12 protein-coding genes are annotated in these 18,738 nt (G+C 66.6%); 8 read left to right on the forward strand and 4 right to left on the reverse strand.

The window, feature by feature from the left end; all coding sequences use genetic code 11:
* Nucleotides 1-9: 9 nt before the first annotated feature.
* On the reverse strand, nt 10-1,341 hold the full coding sequence (locus AC1AYX_RS04075) for an ABC transporter substrate-binding protein (protein WP_476502295.1): 1,332 nt from the start codon (nt 1,339-1,341) through the stop codon (nt 10-12).
* Nucleotides 1,342-1,470: 129 nt separating this feature from the next.
* Between AC1AYX_RS04075 and AC1AYX_RS04080 the strand changes: the two genes are divergently transcribed.
* The 6 genes from AC1AYX_RS04080 to AC1AYX_RS04105 all read left to right on the forward strand — a co-directional run bounded on the left by AC1AYX_RS04080 (nt 1,471) and on the right by AC1AYX_RS04105 (nt 12,191).
* Nucleotides 1,471-1,689 (forward strand): hypothetical protein, encoded by a 219-nt coding sequence (locus tag AC1AYX_RS04080; RefSeq protein WP_476502296.1) that lies wholly within the window; start codon nt 1,471-1,473, stop codon nt 1,687-1,689.
* A complete protein-coding gene (locus tag AC1AYX_RS04085) occupies nt 1,686-5,780 on the forward strand; it encodes a fibronectin type III domain-containing protein (protein WP_476502297.1) in 4,095 nt (1,364 codons plus the stop codon). Before AC1AYX_RS04080 ends, AC1AYX_RS04085 begins: the two co-directional genes overlap by 4 nt.
* Before the next feature lie 218 nt (nt 5,781-5,998).
* Nucleotides 5,999-7,567 (forward strand): MFS transporter, encoded by a 1,569-nt coding sequence (locus AC1AYX_RS04090; protein WP_476502298.1) that lies wholly within the window; start codon nt 5,999-6,001, stop codon nt 7,565-7,567.
* Nucleotides 7,568-7,600: 33 nt separating this feature from the next.
* Nucleotides 7,601-8,560: a TatD family hydrolase gene (locus AC1AYX_RS04095; protein WP_476502299.1), complete on the forward strand. Its 960-nt coding sequence runs from the start codon at nt 7,601-7,603 to the stop codon at nt 8,558-8,560.
* A gap of 283 nt (nt 8,561-8,843) precedes the next feature.
* Complete coding sequence (locus tag AC1AYX_RS04100; RefSeq protein WP_476502300.1) at nt 8,844-11,204, forward strand: KUP/HAK/KT family potassium transporter; 2,361 nt, start codon at nt 8,844-8,846, stop codon at nt 11,202-11,204.
* A 114-nt stretch (nt 11,205-11,318) separates the two neighbouring features.
* Entirely contained in the window at nt 11,319-12,191 is an 873-nt protein-coding gene (locus AC1AYX_RS04105) for a class II glutamine amidotransferase (protein ID WP_101621691.1), read from the forward strand.
* A 20-nt stretch (nt 12,192-12,211) separates the two neighbouring features.
* Here the strand turns inward: AC1AYX_RS04105 and AC1AYX_RS04110 are convergent, their stop codons facing one another.
* Nucleotides 12,212-12,523, reverse strand: coding sequence for a helix-turn-helix domain-containing protein (locus AC1AYX_RS04110; protein ID WP_243394279.1), 312 nt, complete (start codon nt 12,521-12,523; stop codon nt 12,212-12,214).
* Nucleotides 12,524-12,800: 277 nt separating this feature from the next.
* Between AC1AYX_RS04110 and AC1AYX_RS04115 the strand changes: the two genes are divergently transcribed.
* Nucleotides 12,801-13,622 (forward strand): HD domain-containing protein, encoded by an 822-nt coding sequence (locus tag AC1AYX_RS04115; protein WP_476502301.1) that lies wholly within the window; start codon nt 12,801-12,803, stop codon nt 13,620-13,622.
* Nucleotides 13,623-13,929: 307 nt separating this feature from the next.
* Here the strand turns inward: AC1AYX_RS04115 and AC1AYX_RS04120 are convergent, their stop codons facing one another.
* Both AC1AYX_RS04120 and AC1AYX_RS04125 read right to left on the reverse strand, forming a co-directional pair.
* Complete coding sequence (locus AC1AYX_RS04120) at nt 13,930-15,357, reverse strand: ATP-binding cassette domain-containing protein (protein ID WP_476502302.1); 1,428 nt, start codon at nt 15,355-15,357, stop codon at nt 13,930-13,932.
* Complete coding sequence (locus AC1AYX_RS04125; protein WP_476502303.1) at nt 15,354-16,697, reverse strand: FtsX-like permease family protein; 1,344 nt, start codon at nt 16,695-16,697, stop codon at nt 15,354-15,356. Before AC1AYX_RS04125 ends, AC1AYX_RS04120 begins: the two co-directional genes overlap by 4 nt.
* Before the next feature lie 447 nt (nt 16,698-17,144).
* Between AC1AYX_RS04125 and AC1AYX_RS04130 the strand changes: the two genes are divergently transcribed.
* A complete protein-coding gene (locus AC1AYX_RS04130; protein WP_476502304.1) occupies nt 17,145-18,656 on the forward strand; it encodes an MFS transporter in 1,512 nt (503 codons plus the stop codon).
* Nucleotides 18,657-18,738: the final 82 nt, after the last annotated feature.

Below are 18,738 nucleotides of genomic sequence, written 5' to 3' on the forward strand. Positions count from 1 at the left end.
ATCCGGCCGTTATTTGACGGTGAAGCCTTCCTGACGGCCGTAGGTCTTGAGGGATTCGCCCCAGGTGACGAGGGCCTTGGCAAGGGTGGTCTTGCCATGGTAGGCCTGGCCGATCGAATCGACGGCGATCGAGTTCGCGTAGGCCATGTACGGCAGGTAGTCGAAGTCGGTCGTCACGTCGCGCGCGGCCTCGGCGATCGTCTCATGCGTCTTCTGCCCACCGAAGAAATCGTCGGTCTCGGCCAGCCAGCGCTTGTCCTCCAGCACCGATTCGAGCGGCGGGATGCCGCCCTGCTCGAGGTTCACGTCCACGCCGTCGCCGTGCGCGAACCATTCGGCGAACGTGTAGGCGGCCTTGGTCTTCGCCTCGTCGGAGCCCTTCGGCAGGGCGAGCGCGCCGCCGCCGTTCTCGCCGTTCGCGTGCGCGCCGGCCGTGTACTGCGGCATCGGGGCCATCCGCCATTGCCCGGCGGTGCGCGTGAGGTTCTTCTGCATCGACGAGACGAGCCACGCGCCGGTCAGGACGGTCGCGATCGACCCGTCATCGAGCCTGCGCCACCAGTCGTCGGTCCACATCGAGGTGGAGACGTCGATCAGATCGTCGTCGAGCATTCCCTGCCACAGGTCGGTGAACCGGGAGACGTGCTTCGCGGTCATGTCCACGCCGATAGTCGTGCCGTCCACGCTGAACGGCTTCGCGCCGGCCTGCCAGAGCATCGACGTGATGAAGCCGCCGTCGCCGGTGTCGTTGGTGATATGCGCCTTGCCGTCGGTGGCGTCCTTGATCTTCTCGGCGGCCTCGCGGTATTCGTCCCACGTGGTCGGGGCCTTGGCGACGCCGGCCTGGTCGAACACGGTCTTGTTGTAGAACATCACCATCGGGCCCGACGAGATTGGCAGGCCGTACGGTTCGCCGTTCACGGTGACATTGCGTTGCGCGGCCTTGGTGAAATCGCCGCGGATGGACGAGTATCCGAAGTCGTTCATCGAGCGCAGCTGGTCGGAGATCGCGAACTGGTGGACCGCGTTGAAGTCGAGGTAGACGACGTCCGGGATGCCGCGGCCCGCGTTGAGCGCGTTGGTGAGCTGCATGTATTCGTCCTCGTTCGCGCCCGCGTTCGTCACCTTCACCTTGATGCCGGGGTGCGTCTTCTCGAACGCCTTCACGAAGTCGCCGATCGTCGATTGCCAGGTCCACAGCGTGATCTCGACCGGATCGTCGGCGGTCCCTTCCGCCGCCGTCGACCCGCCGCAGCCGCCCGTCGCGGCGATCATGCCGATCGCGGCGACGGCGCAGGCGGCGGTTGTCGCGACGTTGCGAAGACGTGAGAAACGAGACATGGTGACTGCTCCGATCTTCCTTGTTCCCGTGCATGCGCCGTCCGTGCGCGCACACGTATGTCCGATGTCGGTACCGAGTGTAGCCAGCGGCGGACGTCCGGCCGCGGCGGTGCGTGATTTTGGCAAACGATGGCAATCGACGATGCGTGCGATGTCCGGTCGCGCATTGGAATGGCGCGGATTATGCGCGATGATGCGGCGATGGTCATGGCAAAAGCCGGCAAACGTGGTATGGCAAACGGATGGCAAAAACCGGCAAACGCGACGGCCCCCTATCGTAGACCTCGTGATCCGGACGAAGACGGTTTCGCCACGGAGCAAGAGGACAAGCGAAAGGTATTGCAATGAGGCTCAACCTCAATGGCGTGTGGGACTTCTACCCTGACGGCGGCGACGAACGCCACGACATCATCGTGCCTACCTGGTGGGATTCGCTCAGCCGCACCACCGGATACCCCGAGGAATGGGAACAGGGACTGCGCCACGGCGTGTACGTGAAGACCGTGGACCTGCCCGAGGACATCGAGGACGAGGACGTGTTCCTGCATGTCGGCGCGCTCGCCACGCTCGGCAAGGTGTACGTGAACGGCAAGTCGGTCGGTCCCGTCACCACCAAGGGCTACCTGATGACCCTCCTGCCGTACGACCTCGACATCAACGACGTCGTCAAGGCCGGAGAGAACGAGATCCGCATCGAAGTGTGGAGCGTCAAGGCGCTGCCCGACGACGCGCTCGCCACCGAAGGCGGCCCCGACCGCCTGCTCTTCCCGTTCGGCGTCGAGAACATCGTCGGCCGCGTCGGCATCGGCGAGGACGTCGAGATCGTCACCAAGCCGAAGCTCAGGATCGACGACCTCCAGATCATGCCGGACCTCAAGAAGAACGCCGATCCGAGCGACGACGAACTCGCCGTCAACGTCACCATCGTCAACCACACCGACGCGGACGCCGAACTGGACCTCGACGCCGTCGTGCGCCCGGTCAAGGGCGACGACGCGGCGGACGGCGAAAAGCCGGTCGCGCTCGCCTTCGACGGCGCGACGGCGCACGTCGCCGCCGGCGCGACCACCGTCGTCAAGCTCGCCAAGGGATGGCCGGACGCGCACTACTGGTCGCGCGCCGACCCGTTCCTGTACACCGTCGACGCCACGATCACGGCGTCGGGCGCGGGCGACGCGGCCGCGCGGCCCGTGCACGAATACTCCGACCGCTTCGGCTTCCGCCAGTTCTGGCGCGAAGGCGACGCGTACATCCTCAACGGCGTCAAGATCCGCCTGCGCGGCGACTCCCTGTGCCTGCTCAACCAGGGCAACCGCGACCTCATCAACGAGATCGGCGACGCATATGGCGTGATCCTCGACGACAACCACGCCACCGACGCGATGGCCAAGGCGTGGATCGACGCCTACCAGCACGCCAACTGCAACATCATCCGCAACCACATCCGCTCCGTGCCGTCGCACGTGCTGATGGACCACGCGGACGAGACCGGCATGCTCCTCGAGGAGGAGACCGCATTCTGGAACCCCGGCTCCACGTCCAACGTGTCCCTCGACCCGCCGTACTACCTCAACTACTCCGACGAGGCCATCGGCTACTACGTCGAATGGGTGGAACGCTGGGTGCGCGAATACCGCAACCACCCGTCCATCATCCTGTGGTCCACCACCAACGAGGCGTGGAACCCGAACGACGCGGAGATTCTCATCCCGCCGCTCGAAGCCGCCGCGAACCGCGAGGACCCGACGCGCATGGTCATCAACGACGGCTTCAACAAGCCGATCACCAACGAGGACTCCCGCCACTACTACGGCGGCTACCCGTCCGGCATGACCAGCGCGCCCGACATCTACGACCTGTACCAGATCGACGGCGACCTGCCGCTCGGCGCGGGCGAGGAGTTCTCCGTCTCCACCGCCGGCATCCCGCAGTACGCGGAGGACGGCACCATCAAGGACATCTACCACGGCCGACTCAACGGCAACCCGGACACGATCTCCCGCGCCGACTTCGGGCGTGAGGTCGGCCGCGTGACCCGCGGCGTGCGCACCACGCGCATGGCCAACTGGAAGCCGTTCTGCCTGTCGATGTTCATCTACGACAACATCGAGAAGGTCGTCGAACTCGACCAGGAACACACGCGCCACGGCCTCAACCCGCGCGTCCTGCTGCGTCCGCAGTTCGACCCGACCGCCGAGGGCGACGCCCGTTGGATCGAAGGCGACGGCTACCGCTACTTCGCCAACTCCTACGCCGACGTGGCCGCGTTCGACAAGGAATACGACAAGGAGCCGCGCCTCGGCCTGCCGCACGCCATCTACGCGCTCGGCACCACCTCGCAGCGCACGCTCATCGTCTATAACGACGAGGAGATCGACGGCACCGAGCTCGAGGTGCGCTGGACCGTGTCCGCGCTCAACACGCAGGACGGTACGCGCCGCGAGGTCGAAAGCGGTTCGAAGACCGTCACCGTGGAGCACGGCGAGTTCGTCGAGACGCCGATCGAGATCCACGTGCCCGGCGAGGTCGAGACCTACGAGTCGAAGCTCATCGAGACGCTGAGCGTCGTCAAGCAGGGCAAGGTCAAGTTCTCCGAAGACAACTTCCTCGGCTGGATCGGCCGCCCCGCGCCCGCGAAGATCGGCTCCAACCGCCCCGACATCGACCTGGGCGTCGTGGATTGGGCGTCGCGCAACGTCAAGCACTGCCTGCACCTGAACCAGCAGGGCGGCGCGCTGAGCGAGAAGTGGACCGCCCGCGTGGTGGACGACGCCTCCGGCTCGATCAGCTTCGAGCGTCTCTCCGGCAACCTGCGCCACGAGCAGGAACTGTTCTACACGGTCAACGTGGCCGGTCTCGAAACCGGACGTGCCTACACCGGTCAGATCGAATACACCGGCGAGAACGGCGACACCGTCACCATCACCGTGCGTTTCACCGCCGGCAAGCTGCCGACCGGTTCGGGCGAGACCGACGCCCCCGCGAACAAGGCGCTCGGCGCAACCGTGCGTGTGAGCTCCAACTCGACGCGCAACGGCTGGACCTCCGCCTCGCTCGTCGACGGCGAATTCAAGGCCGATTACGACCACTTCGGCTGGTCCAGCGAACCAAGCGCCGAGAACCACGACGAATGGGTGCTGCTGAAGCTCGCCCATCCGACCACCGTGGCGCAGGTCGTGCTCGCGCCGCGCGGCGAGAACCCCGGCGGCACCGTCGCCGAGGCGTTCCACGGCGAAGGCGAGGGCGTCGGCGGCGTGCAGGAGTTCGCTGCCGGCCACCGCGCGGTCGACCCGAACCAGGGCCAGGGCTTCCCGGTCGACTTCACGATCGCCGTCTCCGCGGACGGCAAGGCGTGGACGACCGTCGCCGACAAGCGCGACTACGCGCTGCCCTCCAACGGCACGCCGCGCGCCTTCGACTTCGCGCCGGTGGACGACGTCCGCTACGTCAAGGTCGAGGCCACGAAGCTGCGCTCCAACCCGAACGAGGGCGGCGAATACGCCCTGCAGCTCGTCGAGGTCGCCGTCTTCGCCGACCATCACATGCCCGCCATCCCGTCCGAGCCGACCGACGTCGCCGTGAACGTACAGGCGCACGACGTGCAGGTGAACTGGCAGTTCGCCTCCGACGGACGCTCGCCGATCCTCGGCACGACGCTCACGCTCGTCAACGCCGCCGGCGAGGTGATTCCGGCCGGCGTCGTCGGCACCGACACGCACGCGCTCGTCACCGACGTGCCCGCCGGCGAGTGGACCGTCACCGTGCAAGGGCGCAACGCGATCGGCGAAGGCGAAAGCGCCGTCTCCGTGCCGTTCAAGGTCGGCCGCGCCGACGCCGGCGCCATCGACGAGACGGTGCCGCGCCCGAAGGCCCCGACCGCCGAACTGATCGTCGAGACCGGTGCCGTGGCGGTCGCCTGGGACGAGGTCGACACCCGATCCGGCTTCGGCCGCGGCGGCGTCAACATCCACCTGACGCCGGTCGCCGGCTCGGTCTCCGCCGCGCCGAAGCGCACCGCGTGGGCGCCGGTCGGCGTCACCGCCTACACGTTCGAAGGCGTGGCTCGCGGCACCTACACGGTCACGCTCGAAACCACCACCGGCGAGGACCGTGTGTCCGAGGCGAGCGAGCCCAGCGAGCCGGTCATCGTCGCCGCCGTGCCGTCCAAGCCCAACAAGCCGGGCGTGACCTCCGCCGACGACATGATGAACGTCACCTGGAAGGCGCCCGCCGACGGCGGCACCCCGATCGAGTCGTACGTGCTGACGCTCAGGAACCTCACCGAGAACACGGTCAAGGTCGTCAAGGCCGAGGCCGGCGACGAGGCTAAGAGCGTCTCCGGACTGACGCCGGGCAACTACACGGCATCGGTGATCGCGGTCAACGCCATCGGCATGTCTGCGGAATCCAGCCCGTCCCTGCCCTGCCTCATCAAGTAGTCACCAAGCAACACGGTTCCCTCCCGGACCGTCACGGTTCCCTCCTCGGTTTGCATCGTTTTTCCATGGCGAACCGTGGAGCGAATCGTGATGATCCCGGAGGGAACCGTGACGGTCATGGACCGACCCACGGGCGACCGTGACATTCACGGACCAAACCGTGGCGATCCCGGACCGACCCCATCACGGCGGACGCCGCACGAACTAGGCTGGATGATATGGCGAGAGCAGCGAGTGGAGCGAGCGAATCGAGCAACAAGGAACCGGAAGGCGCACACGAACTCGTGCGCAAGATCACGATGCGCGAGGCCGTCGGCTTCGGCGTCGGCGACTTCTACGGCGGCGGCCAGCTCACCATCATCGCCACGTATCTCGCCCTGTTCTGGACGCGTTTCTGCGGCATGAACATCGCCGCCGCACAGGCCGTGATCGGCGTGAGCGCACTCGTCAGCGCCGTCGCCGCGCTCGCGTTCGGCGTCCTCGACGACAATCTCTACCGCTACCCGATCGGCCTCAAATACGGCCGCCGCCGGTTCCTCCTCATGATCATCGGACCGCTCATCCTCGTCGGCGTCCTGCTGTGGATCCCCGGACTCCCGTTCGCCGCCTACGTGGCCGCCTACGTGTTCTGGGTCGTGCTCGCGCAACTGTTCCAGACCGCCTACAACCCGCTTCCCGGCGAGATGACCGCCGACTTCAACGGGCGCACCAAACTGTCCACCGTGCGCCTGTTCATCTCCACCGGCGCGGGCACGGCGATCCCGCTCGCCGGCGCCGCGACGCTCGCCGTGTTCGGCGAGACCGCGCCGACCGGCTACATGGCGTTCACGATCACGACGACCATCCTGTTCGCACTCGCCGTGTTCGCATGCTGGCGCAGCACGTGGGAGATGACGCCCGAGCGCGCCGGCTTCGGCGCGTACGCGCGCGGCGAACGGCGCGACGGGCACGTCGGCGTGCGTCGGTGGATGCGCCGCGCCGGCAAGGTGCTCGCCGAATACGCGACCACGTTGCGTATCCGCGAATTCCGCAAGCATCTCGCCATCTACCTGCTCGTGCAGGTGACGATGGACGTGTTCGGCCAGACATTCGTGTTCTTCGTCGTCTACGACTGGAACCGCACGGCCGCGTTCGCCTCGCTGCTGCTCGGCTGCGCGGCCGTCTCCCTGCCGCTCATGCCGCTGTTCGGTTTCGGCATGACCCGCCTCGGCCCGCGCCGCATGTACGCGCTCAACTACGCCGGCTGCCTGCTCGGCGTGGTGTGGTTCCTTGCGTTGTGGCTGTGCGCCGGCCGCCTGCCGGGCGCGGCGTGGACCGCGCTCGCCGTCGCGGCCTCGCTGTGGTTCTTCGCGTTCAAATCCCTGTGCGGGTATCTGCCGTGGGCGGTGTTCCCGTATATCGCGGACATCGATCAGATCGTCACGCGCCGGTACCGTTCCGCCACGTTCTCCGGCATCCAGGCGTCGTTCCGTCAAGTGGGTTCCGGTCTCGCGACGATCTGCGTCGGCGTGATTCTCGGCGCGGTCGGGTTCGACGCGACGCGGGCCGTGCAGACGCCGGCCGCGCGCGTCGGTGTGGGCGCGTTGCTGCTCGGGTGGTTCTCGATCGCGATGATCGCCGGCTGGATTGTCTCCACGCGACTCGTCATCGACAAGCGCACCGACGGCGTGGTCCTGCGCGAAGTGACGCGACTGCGCAACGGCGGCGCGAAGGCCGACGTCGCGCCCGCCACACGCCAGGTGGTCGAACGCTTGACCGGCGTCGACTACGACGATTGCTGGAAGTAGGCGGTGGCGCGCGGCTCGCTAGACTGGGCGGTTATGAGCAAGCATCATCATCGCGACCGCAGCTGGGCGCCCGCGCCGGAATCGCTGCCGGAAGACGCCCACGTCATCGACAATCACACGCACGTCGCATCCGTCGTGCCGTTCGCGCGCGCGATGAGCCACGAGGCCGTCGCGAAAGGGCAGCCGGAAGTGCCCGTCTACGACGTCGACGAGCTGCTCGCGCAGGCGGCGGCGGTCGGCGTGACCGGAATCGTCGACTGCGGCTGCGAACTGCCGAACCTCCAACGCGCGATCGACATGGCCGTCGCGCATCCGGGCGTCGTGCACGCGGCCATCGCCATCCACCCGAACGAGGCCGTGCGCCACGGCCACCGCGCGGTGGCCGGGCCGGACGGACTGGCCGTCACGTACAAGCCGTACCACGACGTGCCGTTCGACGAGGCCATGGCCGAGGTCGAACGCCTCGCACGCGCGTACCCGGACCAGGTCGTCGCGATTGGCGAGACCGGCATGGACCTGTTCCGCACCGGCGAAGGCGCGCTGGAACTGCAACGCGAGGCGTTCCGCGCGCACATCGCGCTCGCCAAGGAGCTGAACCTGCCGATGCAGATCCACGACCGCGACTCGCATCGCGAGGTGATTGAGACGCTGCTCGCCGACGGCGCGCCCGAACGCACCGTCTTCCACTCGTATTCCGGCGACGCCGAGATGGCCGCGATCGCGCGCGAGAACGGCTGGTACCTGAGCTTCTCCGGCACGGTGAGCTACAAGGGCAACGAGGGAATCCGCGAATCGTTGCGCATCGTCGGACTCGACCACGCGATGGTGGAGACCGACGCGCCGTACCTCACGCCGATGCCGTACCGCGGGCGCACGAACGCGCCGTACATGATCCCGTACACGTTGCGCGCGATGGCCGATACGCTCGACCTGCCGCTCGCGGCGGTGGCGCGCGGCACCCGCGCCACCACGCGCGCGGTGTACGGCGTGTGAGTCGCGTGCGAGTGTGGCGGTGGCGGTGTGGCGTGGTGACAGTGTGGCGCGCGGCGCGGTGATGGTGGTGTGGTGACGGCGCGGTGAATATCGGGTGAAGTGGGGGAGGAATGGTGGATTTCCGCTGATTTCGCGGCGATGATTGGTGCCGCTGGTGAATTTGTGGTGATTGCGGTGGCGGACTACGATGTGTGTCCGAAGAAAAGCGAGTGTGACGCAAGAGACGAAAGAGCATCGAGAACGGCAGGCAGTGTGAGGCTGCTCCGCATGGAGGATTGAGCGTATGGCTGACCGCAATCAGCAGACCAAACGCGCCCGCAAGGTGGTAGGCGGCACCGCGACCGAAACGAATACGAAATCCGGCAGATCGGCCCTGGACGGGAAACGGCGGGAACGCCGGGAATGGCAGGAGCGCCAGGAGAAGGCCAAGGCGGAGAAGGAGGCGCTGCTGAGGGCCGACACCTTCACCAACGCCCCGAAGGTCTCACGCCGCACCCTCACCAAGGAGGAGCGCGAGGTCCTCGCCAAGCAGGCCGAGGCCGAGAACAAGGAGGCCGCCAAGCTCGCCACCACCGCCGCGAAGGGACGCTTCGGCCGCTGGTGGGCGCGCCTGCAGTCCGGGCCGAACAAGGTCAGCTGGGGCATGATGATCGTCGCGCTCGGCGTCGTCTACGGCGACATCGGCACCTCGCCGCTCTACACCGCGCAGACGTTCCTCTCCGGGCAGGGCGGCATCGGCAGCGTCGACCGTGAGGCCGTGCTTGGCATGCTGTCGCTGGTGTTCTGGTCGATCACGCTGATCACCACCGTCAAATACGTGCTCATCGCGATGAAGATCGACAACAACGGCGAAGGCGGCATCTTCGCGCTGTACTCGCTGATTCGCCGCCGCGGCGCGTGGCTCGCCATCCCCGCGATGGTCGGCGGTGCCGCGTTCCTCGCCGACTCGGTGCTCACGCCGGCCGTGTCGATCAGCTCCGCCGTCGAGGGCCTGCAGACGCTGCCGCCGCTCGAGGAACTGTTCGACGACAATCCGAGCCTCACGCTGATGATTACCGTGGTCATCATCGTCGTGCTGTTCATGGTGCAGTCGCGCGGCACGGAAAGCATCGGCCGCGTGTTCGGCTCGATCGTGCTCGTCTGGTTCAGCTTCCTCGCCGTGGTCGGCCTCGTGAACCTCGCGCAGGACTGGACGGTGTTCGCCGCGCTCAACCCGGTGTACGGCGTGCGGTTCCTGTTCAGCCCGCACAACGACGCCGGCATCGCGCTCATGGGCACCGTGTTCCTCGCGACCACCGGCGCCGAGGCGCTCTACTCCGACATGGGCCATGTGGGCCGCGGCAACATCTACTTCACGTGGCCGTTCATCAAGGTCGCGCTCGTGTGCTGCTACTTCGGCCAGGGCGCGTGGATCCTCGCGCACAGCCGTGACCCGCACTACACGACGATGAAATCGTTGAACCCGTTCTTCCAGATGATGACGCCGAACGTGCGCTACGTGGCGGTCGTGCTGTCCGTCACCGCCGGCGTGATCGCGTCGCAGGCGCTCATCACCGGCGCGTTCACGATGGTCTCCGAGGCGACGCGACTCAACTGGATGCCGCATCTTCAGGTGCGCTACCCGGCGCGTACGCGCGGGCAGCTGTACATCCCGGTCGTCAACGCGGTGCTGTGCGTCGCGACGCTGCTCGTGCTCGCGATGTTCAAGGATTCCGAACACATCTCCGCCGCGTACGGACTCGCGCTCACCATCACGATGATCACGACGACGATCCTGCTCGCCGTGTACCTGTGGTACGCGAAGCGGCGGGTCGGCGCGATCGTGTTCCTCGTGCTGTTCCTCGCCATCCAGATCCTGTTCTTCATCGCGTCGATGGCGAAGTTCCTGCACGGCGGCTGGTTCACGATGCTGCTCACCATCGCGATCCTGTTCGTCATGTACACGTGGAACGAGGGCACGAAGCTGGAACGCGCGCAGCGCCGCCACATGCGCCCGAAGGACTTCCTGCCCACGTTGGAGAAGCTGCACGGCGACTTCCGCATCCCGTACTTCGCCGACAACATCGTCTACCTGACGTCCGATACCGAGACGAAACGACTCGACACCGACATCTTCTTCTCCATCTTCGCCGACCATCCGAAGCGCGCCCGCGCATGGTGGGCGGTGAGCGTGGAGACCACCGACCAGCCGTTCACGCGCGAATACGAGGTGCAGAACTTCGGCACCGACTTCCTGTTCCGCGTGCGCATCCGGCTCGGATTCAAGGTGTCGCAGTCGATTCCGGCGTACCTGCACCAGATCATGCACGACCTGTCGAAGACCGGCGAACTGCCGCAGCAGAAGTCGCTGTACCCGAAGGTCGACGCCGATCCGAACATCGGCACGATCCGCTACGTGCTGATTCACAAGGCGCTGATGCCGGAGTCGAAGGTCTCCGCGCGCGGGGCGCTGTCGCTGCAGACCAAGTACGCGATCCGCCACGTCGCCGGATCGCCGGTCAAATGGTTCGGACTCGCGCCGTACAACCCGCTCGTCGAAGTGCAGCCGCTGTTCGTGTCCACGCGCAGGCCGCCGCGGCTGAAGCGGATCGAACGCGCCGCCGGGAACGAGCCGGTCACCGGGGATCTGCCGCCGGTGCGGTGAGGCCGCGATGCGGCGCGGACGAGACGCGCGGACGAGACGCGCGGGTGAAACCTATAAGCAACGCTTATAGCACCGGCCGCGCGTCGAATCGTGTGCGGGTTATGGTAGCCAACTATGTGCAGATTACTGGGTTACGCGACGGCAGGGTTCAACCTGAGTCTCAACGCAATCCTAGGCACGGAGGGTGTGGATGCCTATCGTGAGATGAGCGAGATCCACAACGACGGCTGGGGTTGCGCGATGCTCTACGAGCCGATCGAACGACCCGGCACACTCGACGGCGGCGCGCCTTCGCCCGAGACCGGCACCAAGTTGTACAAGACCACCGTGGCCGCGCGCCTCGACCCGGTCTTCCCCGAACTCGCCTCCGAACCGGCGCGAGGTGGCCTGTGGCATCTGCGCCTCGCCTCCTCGAACCTGCCGCTCATCCTCGAGAACCAGCAGCCGTTCTTCGCGAACGGACTGAGCTTCATCCACAACGGCGACATCTCCGATTCGCACGGCCGCAACATCGTGACGAACCGCCAGTACCCGGTGAACCACAGCGTGTTCCTGTCCACCGGCGGCCGTTCCGACTCCGCGATCTTCTTCGCCGTGATCCTCGAATACATCGGCTTCGGCTACGACCTCGACGAGGCCGTGGCGCAGGCCGTGCGCGAGCTGCGCCAGGCGTACCCGCGTTCCAGCTACAACTGCATGATCCAGTCGCAGGACCAGTTCATCGCGTTGAACGCGGCCGGCCGCGAACGCACGTCGTCGCGCATCGTCGAGATCTACGACCAGTACGGCCAGGGCGAGAAGGCGCAGGACTACCGTGTGATGCGCTACCGCGCGCTCACCGACGAGGAGGGCGCGCCCGCGGGCATCGTCGTCGCCTCCTCCGGATTCGACCAGACCGAGGCCGACGGCTGGGAGGAGCTCGAAAACGACCAGATGATCGTCGCCTCCAACCGCACCGGCGAATGGTCGATGCGCTCCATCGACTGATCGCGGGGGAAGGCTTCATCTCATACGATGACGATCGGTTCGCGGCCGGGGAGGGTGGCGCTGACGTGCAGGATGCCGCCGAGTCCCTCGACGTAGCGCTTCAGTGTGGAGACCTGTGTGTGGTCGATGTCGCCGCGTTCCAGTTCGCAGACCCGTTTCTGGCTGACGCCCATGTGGTCGGCGAGTTGCTGCTGCGTCAGCGCGCAGGCTTTACGTGCCTCCTTGAGCTCGTAGACGCGGATGCGCTCCTGCAACTGATCCTTGTATGGCTGCAGGTCCTGCTCGGTGAGTCCGCGCTTGGCCATGTAGTCGTCAAATGATGTGCGTTTCATCGTGCTTCCTCCTGGTTGATGGCATCGAGATGCACTGAATAGATATACCTTTTAACGTATATCGAGTATGCGTTTCTGTTGTGTTGGTTGTTTGGAGATTCCGTTGGGAAGTGGCTTGGGGGAGTGATTGGGCGCTCCGATTTAGAATCGGCTTTATTCCGCGGTTTTGCAACTGAGGGTGTTGTCATTTTCTGACTGTTTCCGACGTATGGTTTCCAATGGAATGCGGAAACCGCCTACGGAAAGGCGCGTTCCGAGGCCGCCATACAATGGCGGTATGGTTCCTACGCTTGAGCAGATCGAAGAGCTTCACCACAAGATCGCGCCTTCCGAAGAGGCGTACAACCTGATCCACACGCATTGCGTGATCGTCGCGCGCATCGCCCGCATGCTCGCGCATCGCCAGAACATGCTGTTCGCGCGCCGCTGCACGCTGCCGAAGGATGCGGCGGAACTGGCCGCGCCGTCCGCGGCGGGTGCGGAGGCGGTGCTCGCCGGCATCGAGGCGGGAGAGGGCGGCGCCGCCGGAGCCGGGGCCGGAGCGTCCGGGGAACCCGCCGCGCGCGATCTCCTCGCCGTGCCGCCGTCCGACGGGGTGACCGGCGGGCATGTGCCGCCGCGGCTCATCGACGAGCATCTGGTCACGATCGGCGGACTGCTGCACGACATCGGCACGTACAAAGTCCTCAAGCATGACGGCACCGACGGCGAACCGCTGAAATTCGCCGGCAAGAAGTACATCAAGCACGGCCTGCTCGGCTATGAGTACCTGCTGGAGAACGGCGTGGACGAGGAGATCGCGCAGTTCGCGCGCAACCACACCGGTGTGGGATTGACGCGCGACGACGTGATCCGTCAGGAGCTGCCGCTGCCGCCGGCCGACTACGTGCCGGTCAACCTCGAACAGGAGACCGTGATGGTGGCGGACAAATACAACAGCAAGTCGCTGCCCGCCAAGTTCGTCACCGCGGAAAGCTACACGAAGCGCGCGGCCCGCTTCGGCGAGGAGAACAAGCGCCGCTGGCTGGAACTCCTCGACCAGTACGGCGTCGTCGACGTGCGCCCCCTCGCCAAGGAATACGGCATGGTCATCGTGTGAGGGCTGTGCCTACACATGTGGCCCCCTCTGATGGGACATCGCCGTGGAGCAAACGCCGGAGGCGTTTGTAGGCGATGTGCGAGCCGGCAGGCGAGCCGATTTGAGGCCAGCCGAAGGCTGCCCGTAATCGCGGTCGGGCTGTCAGCCGAAGGCTGACTGGGGGAGAGTAGAGGAGCGGTCGCAGGGCGCGGGAGATACTGCATCGGCCGAAGGCCGATTCTATTTCCTGCGGCCTGCGGCCGGTGTCTCTTCCCCACCCGGCTTCGCCGGGAGCCCCCTCGTCAGAGGGGGCCGATTCGAATTGGTCTCAGTCGGCGAGGGGGAAGGTCTGGTCGGCGGCCTGTGCGACCTCGTCGGAGGCGGTGACGATGATGACGGCGCGCTTCGGGTCGCGGGCGTGCGCGATCGAGGCGAGCAGCTTCAGAATCGCGGCCGCATCATCCGAATCCAGGCCCTTCGTCGGCTCGTCGAGGATCACGACGTCCGCCTCGCAGCTGATCGCGCGGGCGATCGCCACGCGGCGCTGTTCGACGAGCGGCAGCTCGCCCACCGGACGCCCGCTCGTCGCCTCGGAGAATCCGACGCGGTCGAGCAACTCGCGCGCAATCACCGGCTTCGGCTTCAGGTACGTGCGCCCGGACGCGTCCATCGCGTACCGCACGTTCGCTTCCGCGTCGAGGTCGCCGCGCACCGCGTAGCGCTGCGGCACGATGCCGAGCCGATGCCCGCGCAGTTCGTTGATCTCCAGTTCCGCGAGGTTCGAGCTCTTCGTCATCGCCGTGCCGGACGTGGGCAGTTGGTAGCCGCCGAGCACCTCCATCAGCGTGACGCGCTGCTCCGGATCGTCCGTGTCGGGCAGCACGCGGATCGCGTACAGCGAGCCCGCGTAGCAGGCGATCGACACGTTGTCGAGCACGTGACGCCCGGTCTTGCGGTTCGTCGTGGTCGCATGGTTGAGCGAGAACGTCGGGTACGACTTGAGCAGCACGCGGTCGCCGACCTGCTTGTCGAGCGCGCGTTCGGAACGCTTCACCGACGCCTTGATTTCGTTCGGGTCGGCGGTCGCGTCGAGCGTCGCGTGCTTCGCGGCCAGCGCGAGCGTCTCGTTGACGCGTCGCGCGTTCACCGCCGTGGCCGCCGCGCTCGTCTCCTTGGGATTCGCGTCGGCCGCCTTGTCTTCGGCGGTGTCTTCGGTATCGGCGGTTTCCGCGGGTGCCGTGGGTGCGTCGGTTTCGTTGACGGTTTCGTCGTCCGCGGCGGTGTCCGTTTCACCGGCATCCGTCGCGTCGTCAGCGTCCGCGTCGGGCTCGCCCGCGGTGGCCGTTTCACCGGAAACGTCCACCGGCGCGGCGTCGCCTTCCGCGGTGTCATCCGTCTCGTCGGTTTCGTCGGTTTCGTCGATATCGTCGATATCGTCGGCATCGTCGGCATTGTCGATGGCGTCCGGATCGAACGCGATCTGCGCGTCGCCGTCCTCGTCGTAGACGATGCTGAATTCGACCGGCTGCGCGTTGATGTCGGCATCCGTGATGCCGTCGTCCGCATCCGCGTCAGCGGCTTCCGTGGCTTCCGAGGACGACTCCGTGGAGTCCACGTCCGTCTCGGCGGAATCATCCTTCCCGGCGGTCTCCGCGGTCTCGTCGATGGCGGTCTCGTCGGCGACCGTCTCGTCGGCCGCGACGTCGTCCTTCTTCTCGACGATCGTCTCGTCCTTGTCGATGTCCTTCTCGCTCATGCCTTGTCCTCCGAAATCTCCGATGCCTTGAACAGATTCGCGTTGGGGAACGTCGCCGGACGCAGCATCGCGACGATCGCGAGCACGACGACGATGCCGATCGACTCCCAGACCAACGGCCAGACGATGCCGGACGTGACGGGCGTGGCGTGGCCGTTGGCCAGCGCGGCGCCGATGGCGCCCGCGCCCAGGCCTCCGGCCACGAGGCCGACCGCCGCCGGAACCACGGTGAGTATGAACGTCTCGACCATGAACTGCCAGCCGAGGCGCGGCTTCGTCACGCCGGAGACGAGCGCCATGCCGATCTCGTCCGTGCGGCCGGACCAGGTGCGCGCGATGGTGAGCGCCGCGAGCACGATGCAGCCGCCGAGCGCGAACGCCCACAGGGCGACGCGCGCGCCGGACGCGGCGGAGGCGAGCGGCTCGATCGACTTCGTGTAGGCCTCAAGCGAGGGGGATTCGAGCGTGTAGCCCTTCGGCAGCTTCGCCTTCTTGACGAGCGTGACGAACTTGTTGTAGGTGGCGACGTCGCTGAAATCGAAGATGATGTCGAGCTTCGGCATCGACCAGGTGTTCTTCGCCTTGGAGTCGTCGAGCTTGTCGAGGCCGAGCGTGTACGTGGTGGCGTACGCCGTGTAGATCACGTTCTCGCGGTTGTCCTTCGCGTACTTGCCGCTGGTGCCGCTGGCGCTGTCGTTGTACTGGTAGATGCCCTGCACGGTGAGCTCGTAGGTCTTCGACTTGTCGGTCGGGTCGGCGACCTTGAACTTGTCGCCCACCTTGAGGTTGTTCTTCTCGGCCACGGACTTGGAGATCAGCGCGCCGGTGAACGAGGTGTCGGTGAACTTGAGCGCCTTGCCGTCGACGATCGTGTACTGGCCATAATCGTTGTCCTGCTTGGTCTTGCCGTCGTAGAAGGAGCGCAGCTGGAACTCGCCGCCCGTCTTGTCGGCGGAGGAGTCGGTGTCCGCGGTGCCGGCGATCGCCTTGAACTTCGCGGTCTGGCGCACCGGAATGGTCTCCATGAACGTGTACGTGAACGAGACGGCCTTCTCCTGTGCGGCGACCGCGTACGGGGTGTAGTCGTCGAACGTGAGGTAGTGGGCGGTGGTCGCCTTCGCGTCGTCGGACTTCATCGTGGCCTGCGTGGCGGCGGTCGGGCGCAGGACCGCGTTCGGGGTCTGCGCGTCGTAGGCGCTGCCGTGCGCCGTGTCGTTCTCCTGCACGATGGCGAGCGAGGCGATCGTGCCGAACGATGCGAGCAGCGTGACCACCACGGTCAACGCCGAGATCGCCCAGCGGCGCGTCACGGCACGCCAGGCGTTGGTGAGAACGAACATAAGCTGCTTCTCCAGTCCTCTATATCCCTATGCGCGCGGTGCGGGATGCCGGCGGAGGCCGGCCGGTGTGGCCGAGATACCGGGCATGGTCGGGGCCCGCGCGCGTTTCGCTATAACAGTAAGACAGTACGTCGGCAAATGTGGGGGTTCTCTTGCCTGATGCTGTGAGGTGGCTGGGAAAACCCCTCAGTCCGCCTGCGGCGGACAGCTCCCCCTCAAGGGGGCGCAAAGAAAGGTCTTTTCTGCTCTCCTTCTGAAGGGAGGAGCAAGGGAATGGCCTTTTGCGCCCCCTTCAGGGGGAGCTGTCGGCGAAGCCGACTGAGGGGGTGCCGGGTGCCTGGCCTGGAAACCACGGCCGGAACCCTGTCCGAACGGACCGGCAAGTGGGACAATATGAAGAGGTATAACGAGGTACTGAGAGACATAGGGAAAGGGAAGGAGTCCATCATGATGGAGCCGTATGTGAGGCCGGGCATCGACGATCGCCCCGACTACGAGAAGGCGCTGAGCGCCGAGGACAAGGCCTCGGTCTCCCGTCTCGCCGCCGATCCGCACCGCATCGCCCCGGAGGCGTCCGCCGAACAGCCGACCGCGCAGGCCGCCCGCCTCGCCGCTGACGGCACCGCATCGGTCGTCGCGGCCGCCAAGGTCGACGCCGCCGTACCCGACTATGCGTCGTCGTTCCTCGACATGCGCGACCCGATGGTCGCCGCCGACGGCGAACGCCCCGACGCCGTGCAGCTCTCCCGCCTCAAGTGGGGGTTCGCGACGGGTGCGCTGCTCATCACCGCGCCGTGGGCCGCATTGAACCTCGTCGCCGTCCCGAACCAAATCGCGCACGCGGTCGGCCTGTACGCCGCCGTGCCCGCCGTCGCTCCGAGTAACGGCAGCGGTAGCGTGGCCGTCCCCCTCGCGGATGCCGCGGCGGCCTTGCCTCCCGCCGAACTGGTTTGGCCGCTGGCCGCACTGCTCGCCGTCGGCGCGCTGTTCGGCCTCGTGTTCATGCCGCTGGTCGCCGCGCTCTCCGACCGCACGCGCGTGTCCCTGGGCCGTCGTACGCCGTGGCTCGTGGGCGGCGGCGTCCTGTCCGCGCTGATCGCGCTCGCGCTCAGCGCGGCCACCGCGGTCTCCCTGCTCGTCATCCTGTGGGTCGCGCTGCAGTTCTCCTACGCGATGCTCGTCTCGCCACTCGCCGCCGCGCTCGCCGAACGTGTGCCGGACAAGTTCCGTGATGGCATCGAACGCTGGTATGCGATTGGCGTGATCGCCGGCCAGGCGACGGGCGGCGTGGTCGGCGGCCTGGCCGTCGGCTTCGGCGCGTTCAACCCGTTCCTGTGCGCGGCCGTCCTGTTCGCCGTGTCCGGTGTGGGCGCCGTGGTCGTCTGGCCGCAGGAACCTTCCAGCGTCGAACAGCCGCATAAGCGGTTCGACTGGCGTGAGGTGTTCGCCGCGGCGTCGCCGCGCCTGCCGCGCGGCGCTGAGGCGAAGACGTTTCGCCGCCTGTTCTGGTCGCGCGTGTTCGTCAGCGCCGCCGTCGCGATGACCGGTGCCTACCTGTGGTACGTCGTGCGGTTCTCGGTGTACGGCGACCAGCCCGTGTTCACGTCCGCCCCCGTCACGCTACCGTCCGGCGTGCTCATCGCGCTGCTCGCGCTCGCCTCGTTCGCCGGCATGCTGCTCGCCACGCAGTCCGCCGGTGCGATCACCGACAAGTTCGTCGAAGGATTCGGCCCGTGGTGGCGTGATTCGCGCGCGGCCGTGGTCTGCACGTGCGTGCTGTACGCAATCGCGCTGGCGGTGGGATTGGCGATCGCCGTGATCGGCGGCGAGAAGAGCCTGATGATTTTCTCGTTCCTCGCCGGATTCGCCGTCGGACTCTATGATGCGCTCGTCCAGCCGCTCGTCATCGAGGCGCTGCCCGATGCGCGGGGCTATAGGAACCAAACGTGGTGTTTATGACCGGGGTTTGGCCTTGTGACAGTAGGCGTGTCGGGTTGGTTTTAACACGATGTCGCGTTAAAGACCGCCGGTTCGGCCGGCT

The sequence above is a fragment of the Bifidobacterium sp. LH_419 genome (assembly GCF_056356955.1).

Coding starts and splice junctions, on each gene's coding strand:
- AC1AYX_RS04100 (WP_476502300.1), top strand. CDS start 8,844: ATGGCTGACCGCAATCAGCAGACCAAACGCGCCCGCAAGGTGGTAGGC.
- AC1AYX_RS04120 (WP_476502302.1), bottom strand. CDS start 15,357: ATGAGCGAGAAGGACATCGACAAGGACGAGACGATCGTCGAGAAGAAG.
- AC1AYX_RS04085 (WP_476502297.1), top strand. CDS start 1,686: ATGAGGCTCAACCTCAATGGCGTGTGGGACTTCTACCCTGACGGCGGC.
- AC1AYX_RS04095 (WP_476502299.1), top strand. CDS start 7,601: ATGAGCAAGCATCATCATCGCGACCGCAGCTGGGCGCCCGCGCCGGAA.
- AC1AYX_RS04080 (WP_476502296.1), top strand. CDS start 1,471: ATGGCAATCGACGATGCGTGCGATGTCCGGTCGCGCATTGGAATGGCG.
- AC1AYX_RS04075 (WP_476502295.1), bottom strand. CDS start 1,341: ATGTCTCGTTTCTCACGTCTTCGCAACGTCGCGACAACCGCCGCCTGC.
- AC1AYX_RS04125 (WP_476502303.1), bottom strand. CDS start 16,697: ATGTTCGTTCTCACCAACGCCTGGCGTGCCGTGACGCGCCGCTGGGCG.
- AC1AYX_RS04115 (WP_476502301.1), top strand. CDS start 12,801: ATGGTTCCTACGCTTGAGCAGATCGAAGAGCTTCACCACAAGATCGCG.
- AC1AYX_RS04090 (WP_476502298.1), top strand. CDS start 5,999: ATGGCGAGAGCAGCGAGTGGAGCGAGCGAATCGAGCAACAAGGAACCG.
- AC1AYX_RS04130 (WP_476502304.1), top strand. CDS start 17,145: ATGATGGAGCCGTATGTGAGGCCGGGCATCGACGATCGCCCCGACTAC.
- AC1AYX_RS04110 (WP_243394279.1), bottom strand. CDS start 12,523: ATGAAACGCACATCATTTGACGACTACATGGCCAAGCGCGGACTCACC.
- AC1AYX_RS04105 (WP_101621691.1), top strand. CDS start 11,319: ATGTGCAGATTACTGGGTTACGCGACGGCAGGGTTCAACCTGAGTCTC.